Raw genomic sequence first — 25,462 nt, 5'->3', positions numbered from 1 at the left:
GTAGGCGTAGGAGCAATTATCAGCCTGAATGTGGTGAAAACGGGTTAGTCCTGCCCCGATCTGCACCAATTCCGAATTATCTATATCTTTTCACATGACCCGATGCGAGAGAAGTTCAACGCATCCCGGCCTCTTTACGCAGTGCACCAACACGGCCACATTGGCGCGGGACTGGCTGAGGCTGTTGAAGGAGCGCTCATGCGCATCATGCTCGTTACGGACGCCTGGGATCCTCAGGTTAATGGCGTCGTGCGCACAATGAAGCGCGTGATCGAAGAAACCGAGGCTATGGGCCATGTCTGGGAGATTGTTCATCCCGGCCAGGGGTTTCGAACCATGCCACTGCCGACCTATCCGGAAATCAAGCTGGCCCTGTTCGCCCGGCGCAGGATTGAAGATCGGTTCCACGAATTCGAGCCTGACGCTATCCATATCGCTACCGAAGGCACCCTCGGCATGGCCGGGCGCGCCATGTGCCTCATGGTGAAACACCCCTTTTCGACCGCCTATCATACACGATTTCCGGAATATGTTTCAGCGCGACTACCGGTCCCCACCCGGGCTGGATACTCCTTTGTGCGCTGGTTCCACAAATATTCCGGCAAGGTCATGGTACCGACCCCCTCCATGGTGAAGGAGCTGGAGGCCCAGCGCTTCATCAATCTCGTCGCCTGGAGCCGGGGTGTGGACACCAACATGTTCACCCCGGAGCGCCGCATCGAGGAAGGTCAGCCGGGCGACCCGTTTGAGGGCCTGCCACGCCCGATTTTCCTGAATGTCGGCCGCGTCGCCGTGGAAAAAAACATCGAAGCCTTTGCCGAACTGGACTTGCCGGGCACGAAAGTGATCATTGGCGATGGCCCGCAGCGCGAGGAATTGCAGAAGCGCTATAAAGACGTCGTCTTCCTGGGCGCAAAGTTCAATGAAGAACTCGCGACCTGCTATGCTGGCGCAGATGTCTTTGTCTTCCCGAGCATGACGGACACATTCGGACTTGTTGTTCTGGAAGCCATGGCGTCCGGCACACCGGTTGCGGCTTATGATGCAACCGGTCCGCGCGATGTTATCCCGGGCTCCGATGCGGGGACGATTACACCTGCTGGCGGCAATCTTGCCGAAGGCGCTGTCGCCTGTCTCTCGCTCAGCCGCGCCACGTGCCGCGCCTATGCCGAGACCTATAGCTGGCGCGCCTGCGCCGAAGCCTTCATCGAGAATTTGCAGCCGCTGCCAGCCCCCGCCCGCAAGAGGTTCTGGCAAAAGATCAGGCTGCGCCGCCGGAAGAAGCCAACCTTGCCCAGCCTATAGCTATTCGCGGGCACCCCTTGTCTCGAGCTGTCGGGCCACCTCCTGCTCGGCAATGCGTAATTCATCCGGTAACGGGATCAGGCCCTTTTCGAGCAGATAGCCATCCGGCCCCATGGCGCGGTCTGATACAAATTCCTGAACGAATTCGGTCAGGCCCGGTACGAGCGGGATATTCTGGTTCTTCACATAGATGTACATGCTGCGCGACAAGCCATACTCGCCTGACGCGATGGCCTCGAAGGTCACCGGTACGCCATCCAGATGCGCCGCCTTCACGCGATCTCCATTCTGCTCGAGGAAAGAATAGCCTAGCACGCCCACAGCCGTTGGTGTCTTGATCAGCGACTGGATGATCGCCGTATCATTTTCACCAAGGTCGATCCACGCACCATCGGTACGAATCGTATGCGTGCGCAGCCGGAAGGCTGCCGGGTCAGCCTGCTTTAACGCCACCAATTCCGGCAAGGCAAGCGCGCCTTGCTCCATGCCGAGCTCGGTGAAGGCATCCCGCGTGCCAGATGTAGGCGGCGGTCCAAGCACCATGATTGGCTCGTCAGGCAAGTCCGGGCTGATCTCGGACCAGTTCTTGTAGGGATTGGGGCGGAAACCGCGCTGCCCATCTGGAATGTGAGCCGCAAGCGCGAGGAACACTTCCTCCTTCGTCAGGTCGAGAGTCGGAGCCTGGCGAGCATTGGCCAGCACAATCCCATCGAACCCGACCGACAAGGCCGTTATTTCGGTTATGCCATTTTCGGCGCACAGCGCCTGTTCGCTTTCAGTGATCATGCGTGAGGCGTCCGAGATCGACGGACGATCCGGTCCGATTTTCTGGCAGAATGTCTTGAACCCCCCGCCCGTCCCTGTGGTTTCCACTATGGGGGTCGGATAACGCGTGGTCGCCCCGAAACGCTCGGCAACGGTTGTTGCAAACGGCGCGACCGTGGAGGAACCGACTATGCGAATTTTGTGTGTGCCGTCTGCGCTGACAGGTGGCGGCGGGATGGTGTCCCCCGTGTCCAGATCAGACAGGTCAGTCCGGCCGCACGCAGCCGAGAACAAAAGAACGAGGGGGAAAAGAATACTGCCAATTCTGGCTGTCATGCGATCATGGCTCCGGCGAACGACATCTGGCTGAGGGGCGTTGGCACCCGGCCTGATGCCCATAAAGCAAGGTCCCTACCCGTTCAATGTGATGTGTGGGTGACAAAAATATCAGGTTGCCCGAAATTTTTGCTTGCATGCCCGAAAAGAGTCCCCTACATCGCCCCTCGAAATCGATGTGGCGGACATCTGGGCCAACCCTTAAACTGGGGGCCCCCTGTACTAACGCCCAAAGCTGGTTAAAAGCCCTTTGGAGGTTAGGTGTCATGCACTCCTATGCTACCCCCTATAATATTGTTGCCGATGCGCAGCCTGATCTGCCGGTATGGTGTTTCCGCCCTGAGCGGGTCACTGCAGCCGCAAAATGGTTCAAGGAAAAGTTCCCTGGCGAGCCATTCTATGCCGTGAAGGCGAACCCGGGCGAGCATGTGCTCGAAGCCCTCTGGGAAGCTGGCGTACGCAGTTTCGATACGGCATCGCTGCCAGAGATCGAACTGATCCATCGCAAATTCCCGGGCGCCCGCATGGCCTTCCTGCACCCTGTGAAGAACCGCCGCGCCATCCAGCGCGCTTATCACGAGTTTGGTGTACGAATTTTTGTCACCGACACGATGCAGGAACTGCACAAGATCCTCGAGGAAACCGGCTACGCCAAGGACCTTACGATCATTGTACGGATCGCTGTATCCTGTGACGGTGCTGCTCTGCCGCTGGCAGGTAAATTCGGTGCCAGCGCAGAAGACGCGACCGAGATCCTGCGTGAAGCCCGCCATTATGCGGACGAACTGGGCGTATCCTTCCATGTCGGCAGCCAGGCGATGAAGCCTACCGCCTGGTGGACGGCTATGGCCGATGTGTCCCGCATCATCATCGCGGCTTCGGTCACGGTTGATATCGTGGATGTCGGCGGTGGCTTCCCTTCGATCTATGCGGACAATCCTCCGCCATCTCTGGAAGACTATGCGGCGATGGTTGAGCAGGCCTTCGAGAACATGTTCGTTCTTGAAAACGCCGAGTTGTGGTGTGAGCCCGGCCGCGCGCTGGTTGCCGAGTCGGAAAGCCTGCTTGCCCGTATTGAGTTGGTGAAGGATGACGCAATCTACATCAATGACGGTTCTTATGGCGCCCTCTATGATGCAGTTCACGAGCGCTGGTCGTTCCCGATGCGGGCCCTGCCAAGCAATGGACGCACGCTTGGCCGACTTGTTGAGTACACTGTGTACGGCCCGACTTGCGATTCTACCGACAAGTTCCCTGCCAAAGTTTGGCTGCCTGCCGGCCTCGAAGAAGGTGACTATCTGGAATTCGGAAACCTGGGCGCCTACGGCCGGGCCATGTCCAGTCGCTTCAATGGCTTCGGGGAAACTCTGGTCGCCCGCGTTCACGATGCGCCTTGGCCGAGTCTCTACAATGCGGTCGGCGCAGAAGTGATCTCGATCGGCGCGTCCGGCACACGCTGAACGTTAGGAAACCCGTACCGCCTGAGGACAAGCGCCAGATCTGGCACGTCTTCAGGCAACGAGGTCAGCCACGCATGGCCCCCAATTCCCTGCGCTTCAGTCTCTGGCGGAAGCACACGGATGGTCTGGCGCGCGATCGCCGCTCCTGAGTCAATATAGCTGACAGGCCGCGGGGCACTGGCCACCAATTGCGCCCGCACGAGCGGGAAATGCGTGCACGCCAATACGACCGTATCGATCCGGTCCCCACCCGGAGCGTCGAACATAGGCTTCTGGGCTGCCTCGAAGGCATTGATCGGCAGATCCTCGCCGCGCGCATGCGCCTCTGCGAGTTTCACCAGTTCGATACTGCCATGCATCACAACGTCCACATCTCGCGCAAAATTGGAAATGAGTTCAGCCGTATAGGCGCGCCGCACCGTTCCGGGGGTTGCCAGCAAACCGATAGTGCCGGTCTGGGTCAATTGAGCCGCTGGCTTGATAGCCGGTACTGTTCCAACAACCGGAATATCCAGAGCAGCCCGCACGTCCTGCAGAGCCAGAGTCGACGCTGTGTTGCAGGCAATCACAAAGACATCCGGCTTGACTTTATCGCACAGCGCCTTGGCAACGGCCGGCAAACGCGCCTGCAAGGCTTCATCGGACTTCTCACCATAGGGGAAAAAGGCAGAGTCAGCAGAGTAATGGATACCTAGCGCCGGTCCCAAGGCGCGTATTTCTTCCACAACGGTCAGACCGCCCATGCCGGAATCGAATACCAACACCCTGCCCCGGGCGGGGGATGGCACGAAATTCGGCGGGAGCGTATCGGCAGGCATTGCAGGAATCCTAGTCGCATTCCGCTGTGGCGGAAACAGGGCATGAATTACGCAATGGCACGGGATTTGTTGTGCAGCGCAGCATTAAGCCCTATGTCTGTTGTAAGAATGTGAGGTAATGCAATGCTCGAACTCTGGCTAACTCCGTGGCGCGCGGGCTTGTCCATGACAGCTGCGACGCTCGAAACCCTGATTGCCACTCAGAAAAGCATGTCGGTCATGGCGCCCAAAGGCATGGCGACTCCGATGACCGAAGACAAATTGCGCGATGCGTTTCAGATTGCCGCTGACGTAAATTTGCGTCGCTGGGAAGACACTGCAGGTGCCCTGCAGAATCTGCCAAACTGGTTGCATGATCTGCACGCCTTGCCAGGCAATATGGTGACCGACTGGTTTGATGCAGCGCGCCGCGCACGCGACTAGTCGGACAAACCCTCCTCGCGGGCAGCAGGCAACCAGACTCCGAAAGCCGTCCCCTCGCCAATGCGCGTCTCTACCGAGAATCCGCCGCGATGATGGGCCATGATATGCTTCACAATGGCCAAGCCGAGTCCTGTGCCGGTGATCTTGCCCCCCCGGCTCTGATCGGCGCGGTAAAAGCGTTCGCCCAAACGCGGCAAGTGTTCACGCTCGATCCCCGGTCCCTGATCTTCTACGCGCATCCAGATGGCGCGCTCCTGCGTGCCTGGCCGGCTTGACGCGGGCAACAAGGTCATGCGCTCGCTGCTGGCCCAGGTCTGCCCCGCTTTCAAGCGTGCTTCGGCCATACCGGAGGCTATACCAAAGCTCAGGATTACCTGTCCGCCTTCCTTTGAATACTTCAGGGCGTTTGAAACGAGATTCTCCGCGACCTGAATCATCTCGTCGCGGTGGGCGATCACCGGCATGGGCCCATCATCCGACTGAACCACCAGCCGTACCCCCTTCTCCGCCGCGATGGCGCTGAAAGCATGTGTGGCATCGGAGACAATGTCCCGAAATTCCTCGCGTTCGCGCGGCGATACATGTTCAGAAGACTCGATCCGCGACAGGGACAGCAAATCCGCGATCAATCGCGACATGCGCTCAGTCTCACCGGCCATGATGGCCAGAAATCGGTCCCAGGAATCCTTGTCATCCTTGGCAGGGCCCCGCATCGTCTCGATAAAGCCCGACAGCGCAGTCAGCGGCGTGCGCAATTCATGGCTCGCATTAGCCAGAAAGTCTGATCGCGCCCGCGCGGCGCGGCGAACAGGGGTGAGGTCTTCCAGAACGACGAGCGTACGTCTTGCCCGGCCGGGTCGCGATACATGCGCCCGCCACGTCTCGTCCGGCCCGCTCTCGACCTCCACAGCCATCGGCTCGACCGTGCCAGTCTGGATCGCATTCTCGATTGCAGAAAGCAGCCCCGGCGACCGGATGACGGTACTGGCGCGGGGGTTTACACGCCCATCAAGCCGCAGAATGAACTCCGCCTCTTCGTTCATTGTGACAATGCGTTGCTCGTCATCAATCTCGAAAGCCGGCAGCGGCAATGCATCCAAAAGAATGGCAGATTCCTGAATATTCGGCTGAACGAGCGCTGGCTCAACCGAGAGCCGTGGACTGATGGGAAGGATCGTCGCGGTTCCCACGAAGATGGCTGTCGCGACGGACATGGCCACCAACAGGGCGGCAATCGCCTCAATCAGGCCAATTGCACCTGTAATCCACATCAAAAGAAGGATAAAACCGAAGCAGCACACAAGCGTTATGAAGTCTCTCGCGCGCCGCGAGAGGGCGCTACGAGCGGACTGTTTTGCGTCGGCTGACATGCCTTCGCTCATTCATGCTCCTGTTAACTAACTACTCAAAGACTTCAGGTCTCGAAGCCGCTAATACGCAACCAGACATCTGCCAAGCCCTTCACGACGTATCACAACCACAAGCGGCATTTGTGCAACTAAATGTAATTATTGAAAAACGATAATTTATCATTGACAGTCGACTAGAGCGGGCGTATCCGACGTCTGGAAAAAGGAGCGTTGCCGACGGCATGACACGATCAATTCTACTACTAGCCCCGGCAATTCTTGCGGCCTGCGCAACATCGCAGGCAAATTTGCCCGGCATTGACGGAAATCGCGAGGAGATTTTTGCCATCGCGCCTGACGCTCCAGTGGATTGGGCGGCATCAGGTGTTGCTGGTCAGGCGAATACCGGCGACTGGCTAAGCCAGTTCAGCGATCCGGTCATGGAAAGTCTGGTGCGCGAGGCTCTGGCCAATAGCCCTACGCTTGAATCACGCGCCGCACTTGTCCGGGCAGCTGCTGCGTCAATCCGCACGGCCCGTTCTCAGCGTTCCGTCAGTATTGACAGCTCCATCAGCGCTGGAGTCACATCCAATTCCTTCGAAGTTGGCGGTGATCTTGATCGAGCGACGGACGGAATTTATGGTCTGGGCATTGATGCGAGTTGGGAAGCCGATCTTTGGAACCGGCTCGGACGTGGTATTGCCGCCGCAGAAGCAGACCTTGCCGCAACCGAAGCCGACTTTGCCGCCGCCGAGTTGTCTGTTGCCGCTCAAACTGCCATTGCCTGGATCAATCTGAACGCTGCACTGGCGCAGGAGCGCGTGGCAGTACTGACTTATGAAGCACGCGACCGGGTTCGCATTCTGACCGAACGCCGATTCCAGCGCGGACTGGCCCAAGCATTGGATGTGCGCACCGCACGCAGCGCACTTGCTGGCGCAGAAGCCAGTATTGCTCAACGCCGTCAGCAATCAGGTGAGGCCGCACGTCGGCTGGAAATCCTGCTAGGCCGCTATCCGGCAACCGAAATCGAAGCCACGGCAGAATTGCCGGTGCTGGAAACGCTGGTCGTAGAAGGCAATCCAATGCTGTTGCTATCGCGTCGCCCGGATGTGGCGAGCGCCGAAGCGAGTATCATTGCTGCTGGCCTGCGCGCGGAACAAGCGCGCCTCGCCATGCTGCCCGCCCTGCGCTTGACCGGCTCTATTTCTACCAGCGAGTCCGAATTTGCAGACATGGTCGATCCAGAGCGGATTGCCGCCCGGCTCGTGGCAAGCCTGATCCAGCCACTGTTCACGGGCGGGCGCCTGGACGCCCAGCGTGATGCCGCTGTGGCGCAAGCAGAATCAGCGATTGCGAGCTATGCTGGCATTGCGCTGACGGCGTGGGGAGAAGTCGAGGACGCTATCGCAGCCGACACGTATCTCGCCCTGCAAGAGGATGCGCAATTGCGCGCCTTGGAAGAGGCCCGCCTTGCCGAAGAACTGGCCGAGCGCCAGTACACAAGTGGTACGATCACCGTGTTCAATCTGATCGATGCCCAGACCCGGCGTCTCACTTCTGAGAGCCAGTTGGTTTCCGCGCGCGCATCGCGTGCTTCGAACCGGATTTCCTACCATCTAGCCCTTGGGGGCGGCCTGCCCGTACAGACTGCCTCGACCACCGTTCAAGCCCCGCAAGAAAGCGCCGCAGAATAGCGGCAGGAGAATAAGTCATGGGACGCCTCATTTCAGTTTTGATTCCGATCGGGATCCTCGCCGTGGTTGGTATCGGCGGCGTGGCCGCTCTGTCAGCGATCAAACCCAAACCTGAAAAAGCCGAGGAAGCCCGCGCCGGCCTGAATGTATTTGCGGAGCCCGTTCGCCAGGGCGACCTGACGCTCGTCGTGGAGTCGCAAGGCGAGGTAAGACCGCGACGCGAGATCATCGTGGCCCCGCAAATTTCCGGCCGGATTTCCTACGTATCCCCTGACTTCATCGATGGCGGTTTCATCAACAAAGGTCAGCTGCTCGTCCGTGTTGAGGCGGCTGACTATGAACTGGCAGTTGTACGCGCCCAGTCTACCGTGGCCAGCGCCCAGCAGGCCCTTGCCCTCGAAGAGGCCGAAGCTGAACTGGCGCTACAGGACATCGAGGACCTCGGTATTTCCGACGCCTCTCCCCTCGCCCGCCGTGAACCTCAGCTGGCAGGCGCTCGCGCAGCGCTGGAATCTGCCAGAGCCCAATTGAAAGACGCCCAATTGGCGCTTGACCGAACGGCCGTCTACGCACCTTTTGCCGGCCGCGTGCGGGAACGCAATGTTGATATTGGTCAAGTCGTCTCTGTCGGCCAGTCACTTGGCCAGATCTTCGCCAATGATGTTGTTGAAGTCGCCCTGCCGCTCAAGGACGCCGAAATGGGGCGTCTGGGCCTGCCCCTTGCCTTCAGTTCCAGCAAGGCCCAGCCCGGTCCGGATGTGACCTTCCGCGCCACGGTTGGCGGCGTAGAGCGCGAGTGGCACGGACAGGTCGTCCGGACGGCAGCCGCTGTGAATTCGCAAACCCGCCAGATCAATGTCATAGCCGAACTTCAGGATCCGTATGGCGCTGGCGCCGATGGCGACGCACCCATGGCACCCGGCCTTTTCGTGACCGCCATCATTCAGGGGGAAACACTCGAAAACGTGCTGATTGCACCACGCGGCGCTCTACGCGGAGATGATCGCCTATTCGTCGGCTTGCCAGACGAAGGCAAGCTGGCGATCCGCCAGGTGAAGCTGATCTACTCCGATCCTGATGGAGCCTATCTTGCGTCAGGTGTCGAGCCCGGTGAACTGGCTATCACCAGCCCCATCCAGGCCCCGTTCGAAGGTATGAGCATCACCGTCATGCAACGTATGGAAGATGGTACAATCACGATTTACGAGCCCGAGCGGACCGAGGAATCCTCCAGCTCCGGCGAGCCAGCAGCAATTGCGTCAACCACAGGTGAAGGAGCAGCCCAATGAGGGGGATTGTCGCCTGGTTCGCCCGTAACGCCGTCGCCGCAAACCTTCTGATGATCGTCGCCTTCACGGGCGGAGTTTTCGGCTACACCAAGATGGAACAGGAAATGTTCCCCGTGGTGAACATCACGGGTGCCTCGGTATCGGTTACCTGGAATGGCGCTTCGCCACAGGATGTCGAAGACCAGATCGTTACACGTATTGAAGAGGCTGTCGCGGACATTGACGGCCTCGACCGGATCACCTCGATCGCGAATGAAGGCTTCGGTGTCGTCAACATCAAGGGGCGCGACGATATCGACATGGACAAGTTTCTGGATGACGTGAAAATTCGCGTCGATCAGATCAACAATATGCCCCAAGCGGCGTTCCAGCCGCAGGTGACACGTTGGGAACAGCGCAACAACTATATTGGCCTGTCCGTCCACGGCAATGTGGACGCACGCACGCTGCGACGCGTCGGCGACCGGGTTCGTGATGACATTGCCAACATTAACGGGGGTGAGCTGGCGCAGCTGGGCGGCGTTATCGACGAACAAGTCAACATCGAAGTATCGGAAGAACAATTGCGCCGATACGGGCTGAGCTTCAGTGATGTGGCCAGTGCTATTCGTCAATCCTCGCTGAACTCGTCAGGCGGCCGAATTGAATCTTCAACCGGCGACGTTGCCATCACGGCCCGGCAATTGGCCGACACAGCGGATCAATTTGGTAACATCATCATCCGCCAATCGACCGAACAGGGCACTATCCGCGTGGCCGACGTCGCCACGATCGATGACGGCTTCGCAACAGACAAGTTCAAGGCCACATACAATAACGAGCCAACCGTCTTCGTGCAGGTTCCCCAGCCGAACACGATGCACATTGTCGAATATACTGACGACATCAAGGCATATGTGGACCGCGCCAATGACCCTTCCAACGGCATCCTCCCGGAAGCCGTGAAGATCGACATCCTGTTTGACGATTCCGTGGCTTTCAATGCCCGTATGGATTTGATCCAGCAATCTGCATTGACCGGGGCCGTTCTCGTCATGCTGGTCCTGCTGCTGTTCCTGCGTCCAACTGTGGCCCTATGGGTCACGATCGGAATCATCACCGCTTTTGCGGGCGGGATTTTGCTCCTCCCCTATTTCGGGGTTTCCTGGAACATCCTTTCCACATTCGCTGTCTTGCTGGTGATCGGGGTGATCGTGGATGACGCCATCATAGTCGGCGAGAATATTCACCGCGAGATCGAAAGCGGACGGCGCGAAGGCCTGGACGCTGCCATTGTCGGCACGCAACTCGTGCTCAAACCGGTCGTGTTCGGCGTTCTGACCACGATCATCGCCTTCCTGCCGTGGGCATTCATTAGCGGCCCGACCCGGATGTTTACCCAGCAAATCACATTCGTCGTGGTCGCGGCCCTGATCTTCTCGATCATCGAGTGCATGCTGATCCTGCCGAGCCATCTGTCACATATGAAGCGCCAGTCCTTCGACGGCCCGTCTGGCAAATTGTTGAAGCTGCAGCACTCGATTGCAGACAGCCTGCTCTGGTTTGCCAACAACCTCTACAAACCCTTCCTCGAACTGGCGATCCGCTACCGCTATGCAACCGTCATGTTCTTCTTCTGCCTGTTTTTCCTGGCGACACGGATCACAGGTATGGGCATCGTACCCTTCAAATTCATGCCGGAAATCGAAGCAGACCTTGTTCGGGTCGAAATCGATATGCCAGACGGTACGCCATACACCCGCCTCGAACAGATCCGCGACCAGCTGCAAGCCGGTATCGACGTTACGATGGCGGAATCGATCAAACAATATCCGAACATAGAGGGTGGCCTGATCAAGGATGCCGCTGTCGTTGCGTCCGGGACGCGCGTCAATGCCTGGATTGGGGTCTTGCCACCCGAAGACCGGCCTGTCGGATTGCGGTCCAAGGATATAGCCGAACAATTACGCCTGAATGTCGGTGATATTCAGGATGCTGAAGAAATCAATTTCGATTTCACCTTCAATGATGAACAGAGCGGCGTGCGCTTTGCCCTCAACCATCAAGACCTAGACCGTCTGCGTGAAGCGGCTGCCGCAGTTAAAGAGCACCTGGCAACTTATGCCAACGCCTACGATATTGGAGACAACCTCTCCTCAGCCGCTGAAGAGATTCGTATCTCGCTGAAACCGGGCGCGGAAACGCTCGGCATCACGCTGGCCAGCGTCACCGACCAGGTCCGGCAGGCATATTATGGTGAAGAAGCCCAACGCCTGCCGAGAGATGGCGAGGATGTCCGCGTCATGGTCCGCTTGCCGGAATCGGCCCGGGAAAATCTGGACAGCCTGAATTCTCTTCGTGTTCGCACTTCCGATGGTCGCGAAATTCCGGTTACCCAGGTCGCAAACTTCGATTACGCACCAGGGATCAACCGCATCGTTCGTCGCAATCGCACCCGGTCAGTCTCAGTGTATTCTGAAGTGCTGGGCGACGGTGGGCGAAACCAGATCATGGCCTCAATGGACGAAAATTTCTGGCCAGACTTCGAGAAGACCTTCCCGGATGTCGAGCGCGGCGTGGCGGGCGGCATCGAAGAAGAACAGAAGTTCATGGAAGAAGTTGGTCGATTGATCCTGATTGCCATCGGCGCGATGTACATCTTGTTGGCAGTGGCTTTCCGGTCCTACGCTCAGCCACTGCTGCTGATGATGGCCCTGCCCTTTGCTTATTGCGGAGCAGTCTTCGGGCTCTGGATATTTGATACACCGATGGCCATGTTCTCGTTCTTCGGCATTGCTGCAGCCGCAGGGGTCGTGATCAACGACAATCTCGTCCTGATCGATTATGTGAATCGACGGCGGGATGAAGGCGCAGGTGCCGTTCAGGCGCTGGTCGATGGGGGCGTATCCCGCTTCCGGCCCATCCTGTTGACTTCCGTCACCACCTTTGTCGGCATCCTGCCACTGATTGCAGAAAAATCCGTTCAGGCACAATTCCTCAAACCGATGGTTGTGTCATTGGGCGCAGCTGTTGCATTCGCGCTTTTTGTCTCATTGTTGATGGTCCCTGCCCTTTACGCAGTCGGTGTCGAGATTGGCCGGATCTTCCGCTGGACCTGGGGCGGCAAGCCTTTCCGCCAGATCGGTGAGACCTATAGCGGAGAAGTGACCATCGACGAGGATGAATTGATTGGCACGAGCAAAGATGGCGGACTTGGTCCAATGGCTCCCGCCGAATAAAATGTACGCAACACGGTAAAGGCCCGCCCGGATCAGGCGTCGGGCCTTTATCCATATTACTGGAGAGACCTTAAATGAAACACCTCATGCTCGGGGCAGCGACCATTGCCCTCCTCACCGCCTGTTCGCCGGCATCCACGGAAGACACTGGTCAGTCAGCAGAGGCTGCGGCAGTAACATCAACATCCTCGAACACGCCGAACGAAGCAGGCAAATATGTCACCGCAGAAGGCCTGGAGCTGTCTGCTGCTGACTATTGGGGGGACTGGGGTGTTGACCTCACATTGCGCGATGACTCCATCGCACCCGGCGACAACTTCTACGCCTATGCCAATGGCAAATGGCTCGACAGTTTCGTTATCCCGAGTGATCGCACACGCTATGGCGCCTTCACTCTGCTGGCTGAAAAGTCAGAGCAGCGCGTACTCAATATCATTCAGGAGCTTGCCGAAGCCGAACCTGATCCAGCCACACTCGAAGGCAAGGTCGCCTCTGTCTACAACGCCTATATGGACACGAGCGGTATCGAAACCGCTGGCCTCGCGCCCGCCACGCCCTATCTCAGCAAGATCAAGAATATCGATAGCCGGGAAGACCTCGCCAAGCTGTTTGCGGCAACGGGCTACGCCTCCCCTATCGCGGGCTGGGTCGATGTCGATTCCAAGCAGACCGACCAGTACATCTTCTATGTGACCCAAGCCGGGCTCGGCATTGGCGACCGTGACTATTATCTCGACGATACAGAGAAAAACCTTGAAATCCGCGCGGCCTACAAAGCCATGCTGACCAGCCTGCTGACAGAAGCAGGCTACGAGGAGGCTGAGGCGGCGGCAGACCGCGTGATCGCGCTCGAGACCCGTATTGCTCGCGCCCATTGGGACCGCGCAACAGGCCGGAATCGCAACCTCACCTACAACAAGATGAGCCGCGCAGAGTTGGAACAGCTCGCCGGAGACTTCCCGGTGGCGACGATGCTCATGGACCTTGGCCTGAACAGCGAAGAATCCTTTGTCGTGCGCCAGGTCACTCCGACAGCCGAAGAGATCGCAGAAAACGGGCTCACCGCGGAACAGATCGAAAAAGTCTCGGGCGGCGGCATAGGCGGCCTGTTCGAGATCATGCAAACCGCCTCACTTGAGGACTGGAAGGCTTATCTAGCGGCCCACTTCCTGATCGATCACGCCGATGTCCTGCCCCGCCGCCTGGATGAGGCGACCTTCGAATTTTATGGCAAGAAACTGGGCGGTGCCGAAGAACAGCGCGAGCGCTGGAAGCGTGCAGTCTCAACCGTCGAAGGCTCCGTCGGAGAAGGTGTCGGCAAAGTCTATGCCGAGCGCTTCTTCCCGAGCGAGAACAAGGCAGCCATGGACGATCTGGTAGAGAATTTGCGAGCGGCCATGGCCAGCAATCTCGATGAGATCGACTGGATGGGCGACGACACGAAGACAGAAGCACATGACAAGCTCGCCAAATTCACCCCAAAAATTGGATATCCGGAGAACTTCGAGACCTATGCGGACCTGAATGTGGGCCCGGACGCCTTCGCCAACTCCATGGCGGTGAATGACTGGGCCTGGAAGGACATGATCTCCCAGCTCGGCCAGCCGATCGACAAGACCGAATGGTTCATGTTGCCCCAGACGGTGAACGCCTATTATTCGCCCAACCGGAACGAAATCGTGTTTCCCGCTGCCATCCTTCAGCCGCCTTTCTTCAATCTGACTGCAGACCCCGCCGTCAATTATGGTGCGATCGGCGGCGTCATTGGTCACGAAATGGGCCACGGCTTCGATGATCAGGGCGCCAAATCCGACGGAAATGGCACGCTCCGCAATTGGTGGACCGCTGAAGACGAATCCAATTTCAAGGCCAAGACCGGCGCGCTGGTAGAGCAATATAATGCTTTCTGTCCCCTGGACGATGGGGAAACCTGTGTGAATGGCGCGCTGACACTCGGCGAGAATATCGGCGATCTCGGCGGTCTTTCGATGGCATACAAGGCCTACAAGCTCAGCCTCGACACAGATGGCAACGGCACGATCAGCCCGGATGAGGAAGCGCCTGTGCTGGACGGACTGAGCGGTGATCAGCGCTTCTTCCTGGCCTGGGCCCAGGTCTGGCGGTCCAAGTACCGCGAAGAGGCAACCCGTCGCCAGCTGCTGACAGACCCACATTCCCCACCCGTTTACCGGGTAAACGGCGTCGTTCAGAACATGGCAGAATGGTACGAAGCCTTTGACGTGACGGAAGATGACGAGATGTACCTGCCGCCTGAGCAGCGCATCCGGATTTGGTAAACGGTTATAAACCGTAGCATACACTACAGAAGCAGCGCTTTAGAGTGCTGCTTCTTTACTTGTCTTGAAGAAGTTTGGGTATATTCTGACCGAGCAGCCTGATTTGGCATGGCGGTTGCAAGAAAATCTTCGGATAAGGATTCCGCCCAAAATGAAATTGCTAAACCGCCTGTTCAAGACATCAAGTTCCGATTCCGAGGCTCCCGCCTCTGCGCGCGTAGAACAGATGGTGACGCCCGTAAAAGAACGGCCACGTCCCGTCCGTGCATCGGTCTATCGGGAAGCAAATGTCGTTTACGAATCCGGCTACAAGCGTCGCGGTATCGTTCTGGACTATTCTGACACAGGCGTTCGCCTCCGGTTTCCGACCAATGAGGGCATGCCTGAATTCGTGACCCTTCATGCCAAGGGAGTGGGCCTGCAGGGCCCCGCACGCGTTGTCTGGCAAAAAGGTTCTGAAGCGGGTTTTCAACTCACGACCATCTAGGGTCGCACCCGTCCCTTCCCAATGTTCATTTGGCTTTTGGGCCTAAAAGGTCTTGAATGGCCCTTTCAACGCGAAAGGGACGCACCATGGCCATCATGAAATCAGAACAGATCATGTCGGAATCGACCAAATCCTTCGAGGATGCGATTCAGACAGCGGTCACACGCTTTGACGCCACCGTCAAAGGCCTCGCATCGGCTTACGTCAACGAAATGTACACCACAATCAAGAACGGCAAGATCGAAAAGTATCGCGTGAACCTCCAGATGACGTTCGAAGTAATGCCGCCCAAGGCCGACGACAAAGCCAAGCGCGCAAAGAAGAAGTAGGCCCCATTCGTGGCCAAGACGACGGAAACCTGGTTTTCGGAACTCGATCCGGCCCAATTCGAGATTGCGGAAAGCCTTCGAGCGAGCATCGAGCGGGCAGGCCCCGGCCTGACCTGCAAGCTCGCCTGGGGCTTTCCGTGTTGGAGTGGGACCGAGCGGATATTCTCGATTGCGGCATACAAGGACCGCTGCAATCTCCAGATCTTCTATGGTGCCGAACTTGCGCCGTCCTTTCCAGATCGGATCGAAGGCACCGGCAAGGCTCTGCGCCATGTAAAAGTCCATTCGGTCGATCAGATCGACGCCCAACTGGATCAAATCATCGAGGCGGCAATCCGGCTGGATGCAACCGATCCACGGCCTGTTCGATAGGAAGACGTGACAGCTGCGTGGTTTGCCCTATCATCTGACGTCAGATGCACAGGAACCTGCCCCCATGCGCCAATTCCTTGTCCCAGCCCTCGCCGTCGTTTGCCTTGTCCTGGCAGTCCCGACAGGAAGCCAGGCACAATCCCCTAGCAATTCGGAAACCCCTTCCATGACGGCAACGCAATTTACGAGCATTGATGGAAAGCCAGTCGACCTTGAAGCACTCGATGCAAAGGCGATCCTCGTCGTGAATACAGCCTCCAAATGCGGCTACACCAAACAGTATGAGGGCCTTCAGGCACTGTATGAAGCGAAGCGAGCGGAAGGGCTCGTCATTCTAGGCATCCCTTCAAATGATTTCGGCGGGCAGGAACCCGGCACTGAGGAAGAGGTCCAGACGTTCTGCCAGCTGAATTTCGGCGTGACATTCCCGCTGACAAAGAAATACGCTGTGACGGGCGCTGATGAGCACCCATTCTATTTGAATGCCGTGGACATGCTTGGCGAGGCCGCGCAGCCGAAATGGAATTTCCATAAAATTCTCGTCGATGGCGACGGCACACCGCTCAAGGCCTACCCCTCTGCCACTACCCCATCGGATCCGGAACTCGTGGCAGATATCGAGGCGGCCCTCGGCGGATGACGCCTATCAGGCGCGCCACTTCACGACCGGAGTGATCCTGCCGGTACGGCAAGTTCGGGAATGGATTGCAGAAAGGCCCGCGCCTGCTCACCGGCTGCAGCACACGCTGTTTCAAGCTGCCCTCTATCCAGGCGCACTGCGCGAATACGTGCCCACGGGTGTCGTTGGAGATAGTAGTCGAGATTGTTCAAAAGCTCGAATTCAACACGGTCTATCTGTTCGCTTTCGCTTGCTTCAAAGAAATACATTCGATTTTGGGCCGCGCTCCAGCCCCGCTCGAAATGCGCGTGATAATGGCCCTCATCCTCGCCGAAACAATCGAAGCGGAGGACTTCGTCTTCGTGGATGAAAAGCGAAAACGCGGGCCCGCGCCCAATGGGCAGGACTTTCCAGAAGACGTGCAACTCTGCGTCTGGCGATATCGAGAATATTTTCAGATCGCGTCGGCTCGGAAATTTCGCGGTATAACGTTCGTGGAGACGGAACTTGCGGAGGCGCCGGGACAATTGCCGACCAGCATAGAACATCCGAGATGGAAGCATTCTGCGCGCCAAGGCATAAGTCGAACTTGCCATTTAAGGTACCCATCCCCAGCGACATTTTCACCAGATTGCTCTCGTGGCTTTCATTCAAGCCGAAAATGCACTGGCATTACAATAGAACGGCGACAACTTCTCGATTGCGCGCCCCGTTCGATGAAGAAATCTCCGCCAATCGCGTTTCGTGAACTCTTGACGAGTTAGGCCCGGACGCGCTTTGTGTTCGCACCTGCAAAAAAAATCCATAGCGGAAGGAAACTCCATGTCTGAACAAGATCCCGTCGTCATCGTCGGTATGGGCCGCACGCCCATGGGTGGCCTGCTCGGCGACCTTGCCAGCCTGACTGCCAGCGAGCTGGGCGCCATTGCCATCGAGAAAGCTGTCAGCGAAGCAAAGCTGGCCCCCGGCGAGGCGAATGAAATCATCATGGGCAACTGCCTTCCCGCTGGACAGGGCCAAGCTCCTGCCCGTCAGGCAGGTTTCAAATCCGGTCAGGACAAGGGCCTTGAAGCCACAACGATCAACAAGATGTGCGGCTCCGGCATGCAAGCTGCCGTCATGGGCCGCAATGCCATTCTGGCGGGCGACGCAAACATCGTGATCGCTGGCGGCATGGAATCCATGACCAACGCACCGCACCTGCTGAACGTCCGCAAGGGCCATAAATACGGCACCATGAACGCTCAGGACCATATGGCGCTCGACGGCTTGTCCGACGCCTACAAAGGCGGCCCCATGGGCGAATTCGCCGACATGATCGCGGGTGAGTACCAGTTCACACGCGAGCAACAGGATGCCTACGCGCTGGAAACGCTGTCGCGCGCACAGAACGCAACGAAAGAAGGCAAGTTCAAGCGCGAGATTGCCCCGGTCACCATCAAGACCCGCAAGGGCGAAACGGTCGTCGACACTGATGAACTGCCTCGCACTGCGATGCCGGAAAAAATCCCGTCGCTGCGCCCGGCCTTCTCCAAGGACGGCACCGTTACCGCAGCCAATGCCTCAGCTATTTCAGATGGCGCAGCTGCGCTCGTCCTGATGCGCGAATCTGAAGCCAAGAAACGCGGTCTCAATCCGCTGGCCAAGATCGTGTCTTCGTCCAGCCACGCGCACGAGCCTGAATACTTCACGACCGCGCCAGTGCCTGCCATGAAGAAAGCCTTGGAAAAGGCTGGCTGGAGCGTCGACGATGTCGAGCTTTGGGAAGTCAACGAAGCCTTCGCGGTCGTTCCAATGATCGCCATGAAGGAAATGGGCATCTCGCACGACAAGCTGAACGTGAATGGCGGTGCCTGCGCCATGGGTCACCCGATCGGCGCTTCCGGCGCTCGTCTGATCGTCACACTGCTCGCGGCCATGGAAGACCGCGGCCTCAAGAAGGGCATGGCCAGTCTCTGTATTGGTGGCGGCGAAGGCATCGCCATGGCGCTGGAACGCTACTAGGGGTCCGGCATGCTGGATGAAACCCGGATCCTCGACCATTTCACCGAACAGGCGAGATGGTGCGAGGATCTGGGCTCTCCTTTCACTGCGGCCCTGCTCCGGAAATTTGCCGAAGATTTTGAGGCCAATGGCCCGGTCGCGGATATCTGCGCCGACTGGACCGGCAATCCCCGCAAGGATGCCCTTGGCCTCAGGCTGGCCGGTGCCCTTCACCATGCCGTGCTAACCAACGCAGCACCTGCTCTTGCCGCGACTTATCCCGGCCATCTGGCGGAGTGGAAGATGGAGGCTGTCTGGGCCGAGGCCCAGCCTTGGCTTGCGGCGCACATCCCCGACATCCGCACCTTCATCAACAGTCCCCCGCAGACCAATGAGACCCGCCGGTCGATAGCGCTCCTGCCCGGTTTTCTCGAACTTGCCGCAACCTACCGTATGCCCATGCACCTGCTTGAGCTCGGCGCGAGTGCGGGCCTCAACCAGAATTGGGATCGGTTCACCTATGATGGCGGAACCTGGCAACGACCGGGCGCGAGCGACGTCACGATATCCACGATCTGGAACGGACCCGAGCCCGCACATCTCGACGCCGCTCCAGTCATTGCTTCACGCGCCGCTTGCGACCTGAACCCGATTGACCTGACAAATGAGGCCGCCTTCCTGCGGCTCAAATCCTACACTTGGCCAGACCAGGCTGGACGACTGGCCCGTCTGGATGCGGCGGCAGAATTGGCCAGACATATGGGCGTTCGCGTGGAACAGGCGGATGCGGTTGACTGGCTCGCCCAGAAACTGACCAAACGCCCCTCAGAGGGCCTGACAGTCATTTATCACTCAGTCTTCCTTGTTTATCCGTCAAAAGAAGATGTTGCACGCATGAAGCGACTGATCGAAGAAGCGGGCGCAGCTGCCACCGAGACTGCCCCCCTCGCCTGGCTTTGCTTTGAACCGGAATCCCTGTTTGGAGGAGACCGCGCGTCTCCGCGCATGCAGACCCGACTGCAAGTCTGGCCGGGTGACGAACCCCGCATACTGAATGAGTCTGATGGACACGTCACATATGTGGACATGCCGTAAGACTATTCGGCAAATGCGTCTGCCAGTTCCCGAGCGAGCTTATTGACCGCCGCAACGCCCTCATCACTGAAACTGTTTGTGTTCACAATTACGACAAGACCTGCATCTGGCAGCAGGTAAACCGACGACAACCACATCGTATTCGACCCGTTATGGGCGAAGAGACGTCCATGCGGACCCGGCGCTGAGACGCCCCACCCCAACGCATAGTCGGATCCCGCGGTTGGATATGGCGTAAGCAGTTTCTGCTCGGTCTCATCTGCTTCCAGAAAGCCGCTGACAAAGCGCGCATGCGCTGCCAATGGCACATGTAACGTGCCAGCGGGTGCCAGCGCGGCCGGGTTATCCGCTCCGCTGCCGGTGCCCTGGCCTTTCAAACCTCCGAACAGGCCTTTTGCGTGGCCTTCAATCCCCGTCGGCGGCGGTCCGAACCCCCAACCTTCATTCTGGAGCACAAGCGTGGACAGGAACAATGTCTCGTAATTCTCGTGCCCCAGCCGCAAGGCTATCCGGTCCAGTGCTGCCCCCGCAATCATGTAACCAAGATTGGAATAGGTAAATGTTCCCGTTTCGCCGGCAGGCGGCTTTGTCAAAAAACCTCGCGCCAAAGCAGTGCGCTGAGTTTCGACAGGATCGTTGGAGCCGCGACTGGTCAGGAACCACATCATACCGGGATTGGCGGCAAGTCCGCTCCGGTGAGAAAGCAGATGCTCAATCGTCACATCGCCCCAGGCCGGATCCATCTCGTCGGCAAGGTCTGGCAACAACTCTGGCAGGGTCGCACCCCAACTCGCTTCACCCTGCTCTACGAGCCGACCGTAAAGCAGCGCGGTCAGCATCTTCGTGTTGGAGCCGATATGCCAGGCGTCACCCTGCTGGACAGCCCCCCGCTTGCCCTGCACGCGGGCTCCATCAACCGCGAGACCAAGAATGTCCCCATCGGCGTTGGCAATGACAGCCCCAAGAGCCACCAGCCCGGCATCTTCCCGAACCGTTTCGACCTTCTGTTGTAACTCCTCTGGCGATAGCGGTGCGGCCGATGATGGCAGCACCAGTACGGCAAGAACTGAGAGGGATATCGCGGCGCGGATCATGGCATCCATAGTCCAGGCGCTAGCGTCATCGGTCAAGCAGAGGCAGGCTTCTTGATATCTTCAACCAGATCAAGCGGCAGGGCAGTCGTACGCTTTGCGACCCGGATCACGATACGTGATTGCACATCCGACACGAGGGCTGAGCCTAGCAGATTGTCCCGCAGGAAATTGTCATAAGCGTGCATGTCGGTCGTGATGATGTGGATCATGTAGTCGACCGCACCTGTAACCGTCATGCATTCGATGACTTCCGGCCAAGCCTGAACCATCTGTTCGAAAGCATCGAGATTTTCCCGGCTCGGAAGCGCCAGTTTGACGCTCGCCATGACTTCGAAATTCAGCCCGAGTGAGTTATTGTCCAGCAGGGTCACCCGGCCTGTAATGAAGCCGGCCTCTTCCATGCGCTTGATACGTCGCCAACAAGGCGATGAGGACAAGCCGACCCGGTCGGCAATTTCGGCGACAGACAAGCCGGCATCATGCTGGATGATGTCCAGTATTCGCGCATCTACAGCATCTAATTCTTGGGCCAATTTTGCTCGCTCTCTTAGGTTATCCGGTAAATTTTACCCCGGAATAGCAAAATTTGCGCAAGATAGGCAAGCAATTTCACGCGGTTTGACCAATAATCTGCCTAAACCCATCAGATAGGCATGCTATGCAACACCGCGAAGTCACGCTGGACGACAAATACGAGCTTGTCGAGGGAAAAGCCTTCATGACAGGGATTCAGGCGCTTGTTCGCCTGCCACTTGATCGAAAACGCCTTGATCTGGGCATGGGCCTCAACACAGCCGGCTTCATCTCTGGATACCGCGGATCGCCGCTGGGCGGTTACGATCAACAGCTTCGCGCCGCTCAAAAATGGCTGGATTCCCATGACATCAAATTCTGGGAAGGTCTGAATGAAGACCTCGGTGCCACCGCTGTGTGGGGCAGCCAGCAGCTCGGCCTGTTCCCCGGCGCGAAATATGATGGCCTGTTCGGCGTGTGGTACGGCAAGGCCCCTGGCGTAGACCGGACGGGCGATGTGTTCAAACACGCCAACGCCGCTGGCGCCTCCGACCATGGCGGCGTACTCGCCATCATCGGCGACGACCATAATTGCAAGTCCTCCACCCTGCCCTCGCAATCAGAGTTCGCGATGGCCGATGCGGAGATCCCGGTACTGAACCCCGCCTCCATCCAGGACGTGCTGGACTACGGCATCCATGGCTGGGCCATGAGCCGCTTCTCCGGAGCATGGGCCGGACTGGTCGCTCTCGCAGACACAATGGATTCCGGCGCTGTGGTAAGCGTCGATCTTGACCGGTTCAGTTTTGTCTCTCCTGATTTCCAGCTGCCTGAAGACGGCGTTCATATGCGCCGTGGCGACAGCCCGCTCGATAAGGAGCGGCGCCTGCGTCAGGTGAAGCTGCCGGCTGCACAGGCCTATGTGCGCGCCAACAAGCTGGACAATGTCATCCTGCCTTCGCCGAAACCCCGTGTCGGTGTTGTCGTGACGGGCCAGGCTGCCCGCGACGTGTTCGAGGCGCTCGCGGCGCTCGGCCTGTCACCGCAGGATGCAGGACGCCTGGGTCTCTCCGTGTACAAAGTGGCCATGCCGTGGCCGCTTGAACCCGAAGGGATCCGGGCGTTCTGCAAAGGTCTGGAACGTGTGGTCGTGATCGAGCACAAACGCCCTCTGATCGAAGATCAGCTACGCTCGGTGCTCTACGATCTGCCGGATGGCCAACGTCCGACTGTAGAAGGCAAGCGCGATCGCGAGGGACGCCCCCTGCTCTCCGATATCGCCTCCATCTCCATCCCGGAAATGGCTGGCGCGCTGATGAAGATCCTTCCTGAAGGTTGGGATACCAGCCGCGCCAACGCCTATTTTGATCGGATTGGCCGGACTGGCGAAGCGGCGCGCATCAATGCCTCCGAAACCATTCGCACCCCGCATTATTGCTCCGGCTGCCCGCACAATTCCTCCACCGTTGTGCCGGAAGGCTCGCGCGCGCTGGCCGGGATCGGCTGTCACTATATGGCGAACTTCATGCCGGACCGCAAAACCGACATGACCAGCCAGATGGGCGGCGAAGGTATTGCCTGGGTTGGTCAGCACTGGGCGACTGAAGAAGGCCATGTCTTCGTCAATCTCGGCGACGGCACCTATTCCCATTCGGGCAGCCTCGCCATCCGCGCAGCGGTGACTTCCGACGCGAACATGACCTACAAGATTCTCTACAATGACGCTGTCGCCATGACCGGCGGCCAGACAGTCGAGTCTGGTCAGACCCCGGCCCAGATCGCGCAGCAGGTGGAAGCTGAAGGCGTGGAGACGATCGTGATCGTCACCGAAGACCCGACCCGCTATGCCAATGTGAAAGACCTGCCGCGCCGCGTGAAGATCTTTGATCGCGAAGAGCTGGACGAGGTTCAGGTGATGCTGCGCGCAACTCCGGGCGTCTCCGTCATGATCTACGATCAGATCTGCGCCACCGAAAAGCGCCGCCGGTCCAAGCGCGGCCTTCGTGCACCGGACCGTACGCGCGTCGTCATCAACACCGAAGTCTGCGAAGGCTGTGGCGACTGTTCGATCAAATCCAACTGCCTGTCAGTGGAGCCGGTCGAAACCGAACTCGGCCGCAAACGGCGCATCAACCAGTCGACCTGCAACACAGACCTCTCCTGTTTGCGCGGCTTCTGCCCGAGCTTCGTGACGATCCAGGATGGCGAACCTGCCTGGCAGGACCAGCCCCGTCCGGAATTTGACGATGCCGGCCTGCCAATGCCGGAAACCCCCAGCCTCTCTGAGCCGTGGAACGTGCTGTTCACCGGCGTCGGCGGCACAGGCGTCACCACGGTCGCCGCCGTACTGGCCATGGCCGCGCATGTGGACGGCCATGCGGCTTCCAGCCTCGACATGACCGGCCTTGCCCAGAAGGGTGGTCCGGTGCTTAGCCACATTCGCTTTGCGCGTGAGCCGGAGCTGATTTCGACCGGCAAGGTTCCGCCTGCCAGCGCCGACCTCATCATTGCTTGCGATCTCGTCGTGGCGGCGGGGGGCGACGCACTGAACCTGATGGATGTTGGCCGCACGGCGGCCTATGCAAACTCCGACGTAACGCCAACCAGTGAATTCATCCGGGACCGGTCAAAACGGTTTGAAAGCGATCTCCTCGCCGCGCGCGTGAAACGGCAGGCCCGCGACTTCGCTGCCTTCGATGCCGAGGCCCTTGCGGTCGGTTATCTGCATGATGCGATCTATACGAACATGATCATGGTCGGTTTCGCCTGGCAGAAGGGCCAGGTGCCGATCAGCCTGCGCGCGCTCTATCGCGCCATTCGCCTGAACGGCACCAAGGTGGAGGACAACATGTCCGCCTTCAATATCGGCCGGATCGCTGCGGCGAACCCGGAACGGCTCCTGCCCCAGCATGACCCACGCGGTCATATCGAAGAGAAAACGCTGGACGAGTTGATAGATGACCGGGCAGCGCGCCTCACCGCTTATCAGGATGCCGCCTATGCGGAGACCTATCGCAACATCGTCGCTCAGGTGCGCGCCGCAGAACATGGCGCTGGCCTCGGCGAGAAGCTGACCCGCGCAGCCGCCACCTATGCCTACAAGGTCATGGCCTACAAGGACGAGTATGAAGTGGCCCGTCTCTACACGGATGGGAAATTCGCTGAATACATTGCCAGCCAGTTCAAGGGCGGCAAACTCCGCCTGATGCTGGCCCCGCCCATTCTGTCAAAGACGGATGCAAACGGGCACGCCAAGAAGAAGCATTTTGGCCCGTGGATGTTCCAGGTCTTCAAGCTGATGGCGAAGTTCAAGGGCCTGCGCGGCACGAAGTTTGACCTGTTCGGCTACACGGCCGAGCGCCGGATGGAACGCCAGCTGCGTGACGATTATCTCGCTGGCCTTTCCCGCATCGCGCAGGAACTGACCGCGAAGAATCATGAACTCGCCGTGGCGCTCGCCGAAATCCCAGACGATATTCGCGGCTATGGCCATGTGAAGGAAGCTGCCGCCGAAGTCGCCAAGGCGAAAGAGGCAGACCTCTGGGCTGGCTGGCCGGATGGCACGCTGCCCAAGGCAAAGACCACGCTGATCGCGGCGGCGGAGTAGGCCCCTACTCTGCCGGCTCGACCTGCACGTCGATAATGGTGCCCTTCTTGCCGATTTTTTCGAGCGTCTTCTCGATATCGTCGGACTCGACGGTGCGCGTATAGGTCTTGGTGCCGCCGCCAAATTTCTTGACTTTCACCTTCAGCTTGACGTCCTCCTCTGGGCCGTCCAGCGCATCTCCGGTGACGTGCACGACCCCAGAGCCGACCGCATAGGCGCCCTTCGCGGTGCCCTCGACCACGTCGCCCGCCACGCTGACGGGCACGGTCACGATCTTGGTGGCAAGGCAGGCGGGCAGCGTGGCAAGCATGCCGGCGATCAGGATTAGGCGAATGGCAGGCATGGCAAAGGCTCCTCTGGCTCTGGCCAGACTAGAGCAGATGAATGTTTAAGCCATGTTACGAAA

General features: G+C 58.7%; 21 protein-coding genes. 14 read left to right on the top strand and 7 right to left on the bottom strand.

Annotation, left to right across the window (positions count from 1 at the left end; all coding sequences use genetic code 11):
- The first annotated feature begins 198 nt into the window (after positions 1-198).
- On the top strand, positions 199-1,305 hold the full coding sequence (locus tag B2344_RS11950; protein ID WP_339637046.1) for a glycosyltransferase family 1 protein: 1,107 nt from the start codon (positions 199-201) through the stop codon (positions 1,303-1,305).
- Here B2344_RS11950 and B2344_RS11945 read toward each other — a convergent pair whose 3' ends face one another.
- Positions 1,306-2,406 carry a substrate-binding domain-containing protein gene (locus tag B2344_RS11945; RefSeq protein ID WP_290485290.1) on the bottom strand — a complete coding sequence of 367 codons (1,101 nt, stop codon included), beginning with the start codon at positions 2,404-2,406 and terminating at the stop codon, positions 1,306-1,308.
- Positions 2,407-2,672: 266 nt separating this feature from the next.
- On the opposite strand from B2344_RS11945, the gene B2344_RS11940 reads away from it, so the two are divergent.
- Complete coding sequence (locus B2344_RS11940; RefSeq protein ID WP_206992196.1) at positions 2,673-3,866, top strand: type III PLP-dependent enzyme; 1,194 nt, start codon at positions 2,673-2,675, stop codon at positions 3,864-3,866.
- Here the strand turns inward: B2344_RS11940 and murI are convergent.
- Positions 3,812-4,684 (bottom strand): glutamate racemase, encoded by an 873-nt coding sequence (gene murI / locus B2344_RS11935; RefSeq protein WP_206992195.1) that lies wholly within the window; start codon positions 4,682-4,684, stop codon positions 3,812-3,814. The genes B2344_RS11940 and murI overlap by 55 nt on opposite strands.
- 123 nt (positions 4,685-4,807) lie before the next feature.
- Between murI and B2344_RS11930 the strand changes: the two genes are divergently transcribed.
- Positions 4,808-5,107 carry a hypothetical protein gene (locus B2344_RS11930; RefSeq protein ID WP_034816515.1) on the top strand — a complete coding sequence of 100 codons (300 nt, stop codon included), beginning with the start codon at positions 4,808-4,810 and terminating at the stop codon, positions 5,105-5,107.
- On the opposite strand, the gene B2344_RS11925 is transcribed toward B2344_RS11930, so the two are convergent.
- Positions 5,104-6,489 (bottom strand): sensor histidine kinase, encoded by a 1,386-nt coding sequence (locus B2344_RS11925; RefSeq protein ID WP_206992194.1) that lies wholly within the window; start codon positions 6,487-6,489, stop codon positions 5,104-5,106. The two genes, B2344_RS11930 and B2344_RS11925, sit on opposite strands and share 4 nt — an antisense overlap.
- A gap of 209 nt (positions 6,490-6,698) precedes the next feature.
- Between B2344_RS11925 and B2344_RS11920 the strand changes: the two genes are divergently transcribed.
- From B2344_RS11920 to B2344_RS11885, 8 genes are all read left to right on the top strand, one after another.
- Positions 6,699-8,153: an efflux transporter outer membrane subunit gene (locus B2344_RS11920; RefSeq protein ID WP_290485289.1), complete on the top strand. Its 1,455-nt coding sequence runs from the start codon at positions 6,699-6,701 to the stop codon at positions 8,151-8,153.
- Between the two features lie 17 nt (positions 8,154-8,170).
- A complete protein-coding gene (locus tag B2344_RS11915; protein ID WP_206992192.1) occupies positions 8,171-9,442 on the top strand; it encodes an efflux RND transporter periplasmic adaptor subunit in 1,272 nt (423 codons plus the stop codon).
- On the top strand, positions 9,439-12,660 hold the full coding sequence (locus tag B2344_RS11910; RefSeq protein WP_206992191.1) for an efflux RND transporter permease subunit: 3,222 nt from the start codon (positions 9,439-9,441) through the stop codon (positions 12,658-12,660). The genes B2344_RS11915 and B2344_RS11910 overlap by 4 nt, the downstream gene beginning before the upstream one ends.
- Before the next feature lie 74 nt (positions 12,661-12,734).
- Positions 12,735-14,957 (top strand): M13 family metallopeptidase, encoded by a 2,223-nt coding sequence (locus B2344_RS11905; RefSeq protein WP_290482608.1) that lies wholly within the window; start codon positions 12,735-12,737, stop codon positions 14,955-14,957.
- 151 nt (positions 14,958-15,108) lie between these two features.
- A complete protein-coding gene (locus B2344_RS11900) occupies positions 15,109-15,444 on the top strand; it encodes a PilZ domain-containing protein (RefSeq protein WP_034816508.1) in 336 nt (111 codons plus the stop codon).
- A gap of 86 nt (positions 15,445-15,530) precedes the next feature.
- Positions 15,531-15,773 (top strand): dodecin family protein, encoded by a 243-nt coding sequence (locus B2344_RS11895; RefSeq protein WP_206992189.1) that lies wholly within the window; start codon positions 15,531-15,533, stop codon positions 15,771-15,773.
- A 9-nt stretch (positions 15,774-15,782) separates the two neighbouring features.
- Positions 15,783-16,145, top strand: coding sequence for a DUF1801 domain-containing protein (locus B2344_RS11890; RefSeq protein ID WP_290480458.1), 363 nt, complete (start codon positions 15,783-15,785; stop codon positions 16,143-16,145).
- A gap of 166 nt (positions 16,146-16,311) precedes the next feature.
- Complete coding sequence (locus B2344_RS11885; RefSeq protein ID WP_233347836.1) at positions 16,312-16,785, top strand: glutathione peroxidase; 474 nt, start codon at positions 16,312-16,314, stop codon at positions 16,783-16,785.
- 20 nt (positions 16,786-16,805) lie between these two features.
- Here the strand turns inward: B2344_RS11885 and B2344_RS11880 are convergent, their stop codons facing one another.
- Complete coding sequence (locus tag B2344_RS11880) at positions 16,806-17,360, bottom strand: hypothetical protein (RefSeq protein ID WP_290485288.1); 555 nt, start codon at positions 17,358-17,360, stop codon at positions 16,806-16,808.
- A gap of 226 nt (positions 17,361-17,586) precedes the next feature.
- On the opposite strand from B2344_RS11880, the gene B2344_RS11875 reads away from it, so the two are divergent.
- Both B2344_RS11875 and B2344_RS11870 read left to right on the top strand, forming a co-directional pair.
- Positions 17,587-18,768, top strand: coding sequence for a thiolase family protein (locus tag B2344_RS11875; protein WP_034816497.1), 1,182 nt, complete (start codon positions 17,587-17,589; stop codon positions 18,766-18,768).
- A 9-nt stretch (positions 18,769-18,777) separates the two neighbouring features.
- On the top strand, positions 18,778-19,842 hold the full coding sequence (locus B2344_RS11870; RefSeq protein WP_290485287.1) for a DUF2332 domain-containing protein: 1,065 nt from the start codon (positions 18,778-18,780) through the stop codon (positions 19,840-19,842).
- A 2-nt stretch (positions 19,843-19,844) separates the two neighbouring features.
- On the opposite strand, the gene B2344_RS11865 is transcribed toward B2344_RS11870, so the two are convergent.
- Both B2344_RS11865 and B2344_RS11860 read right to left on the bottom strand, forming a co-directional pair.
- Positions 19,845-20,972: a serine hydrolase domain-containing protein gene (locus B2344_RS11865; protein WP_290485286.1), complete on the bottom strand. Its 1,128-nt coding sequence runs from the start codon at positions 20,970-20,972 to the stop codon at positions 19,845-19,847.
- Positions 20,969-21,469: an Lrp/AsnC family transcriptional regulator gene (locus tag B2344_RS11860; RefSeq protein ID WP_034816488.1), complete on the bottom strand. Its 501-nt coding sequence runs from the start codon at positions 21,467-21,469 to the stop codon at positions 20,969-20,971. The genes B2344_RS11865 and B2344_RS11860 overlap by 4 nt, the downstream gene beginning before the upstream one ends.
- Before the next feature lie 125 nt (positions 21,470-21,594).
- Here B2344_RS11860 and B2344_RS11855 point away from each other — a divergent pair, with 125 nt between their 5' ends.
- Entirely contained in the window at positions 21,595-25,056 is a 3,462-nt protein-coding gene (locus B2344_RS11855; RefSeq protein ID WP_290482605.1) for an indolepyruvate ferredoxin oxidoreductase family protein, read from the top strand.
- Between the two features lie 4 nt (positions 25,057-25,060).
- Here the strand turns inward: B2344_RS11855 and B2344_RS11850 are convergent, their stop codons facing one another.
- Positions 25,061-25,399 (bottom strand): hypothetical protein, encoded by a 339-nt coding sequence (locus B2344_RS11850; protein WP_206992182.1) that lies wholly within the window; start codon positions 25,397-25,399, stop codon positions 25,061-25,063.
- Positions 25,400-25,462: the final 63 nt, after the last annotated feature.

This window comes from Hyphomonas sp. UBA3195, assembly GCF_002366485.1.
Taxonomy (GTDB): domain Bacteria; phylum Pseudomonadota; class Alphaproteobacteria; order Caulobacterales; family Hyphomonadaceae; genus Hyphomonas.
Note: the sequence above shows the minus strand (reverse complement) of the source record. Positions and strands in the feature narration are given on the sequence as shown.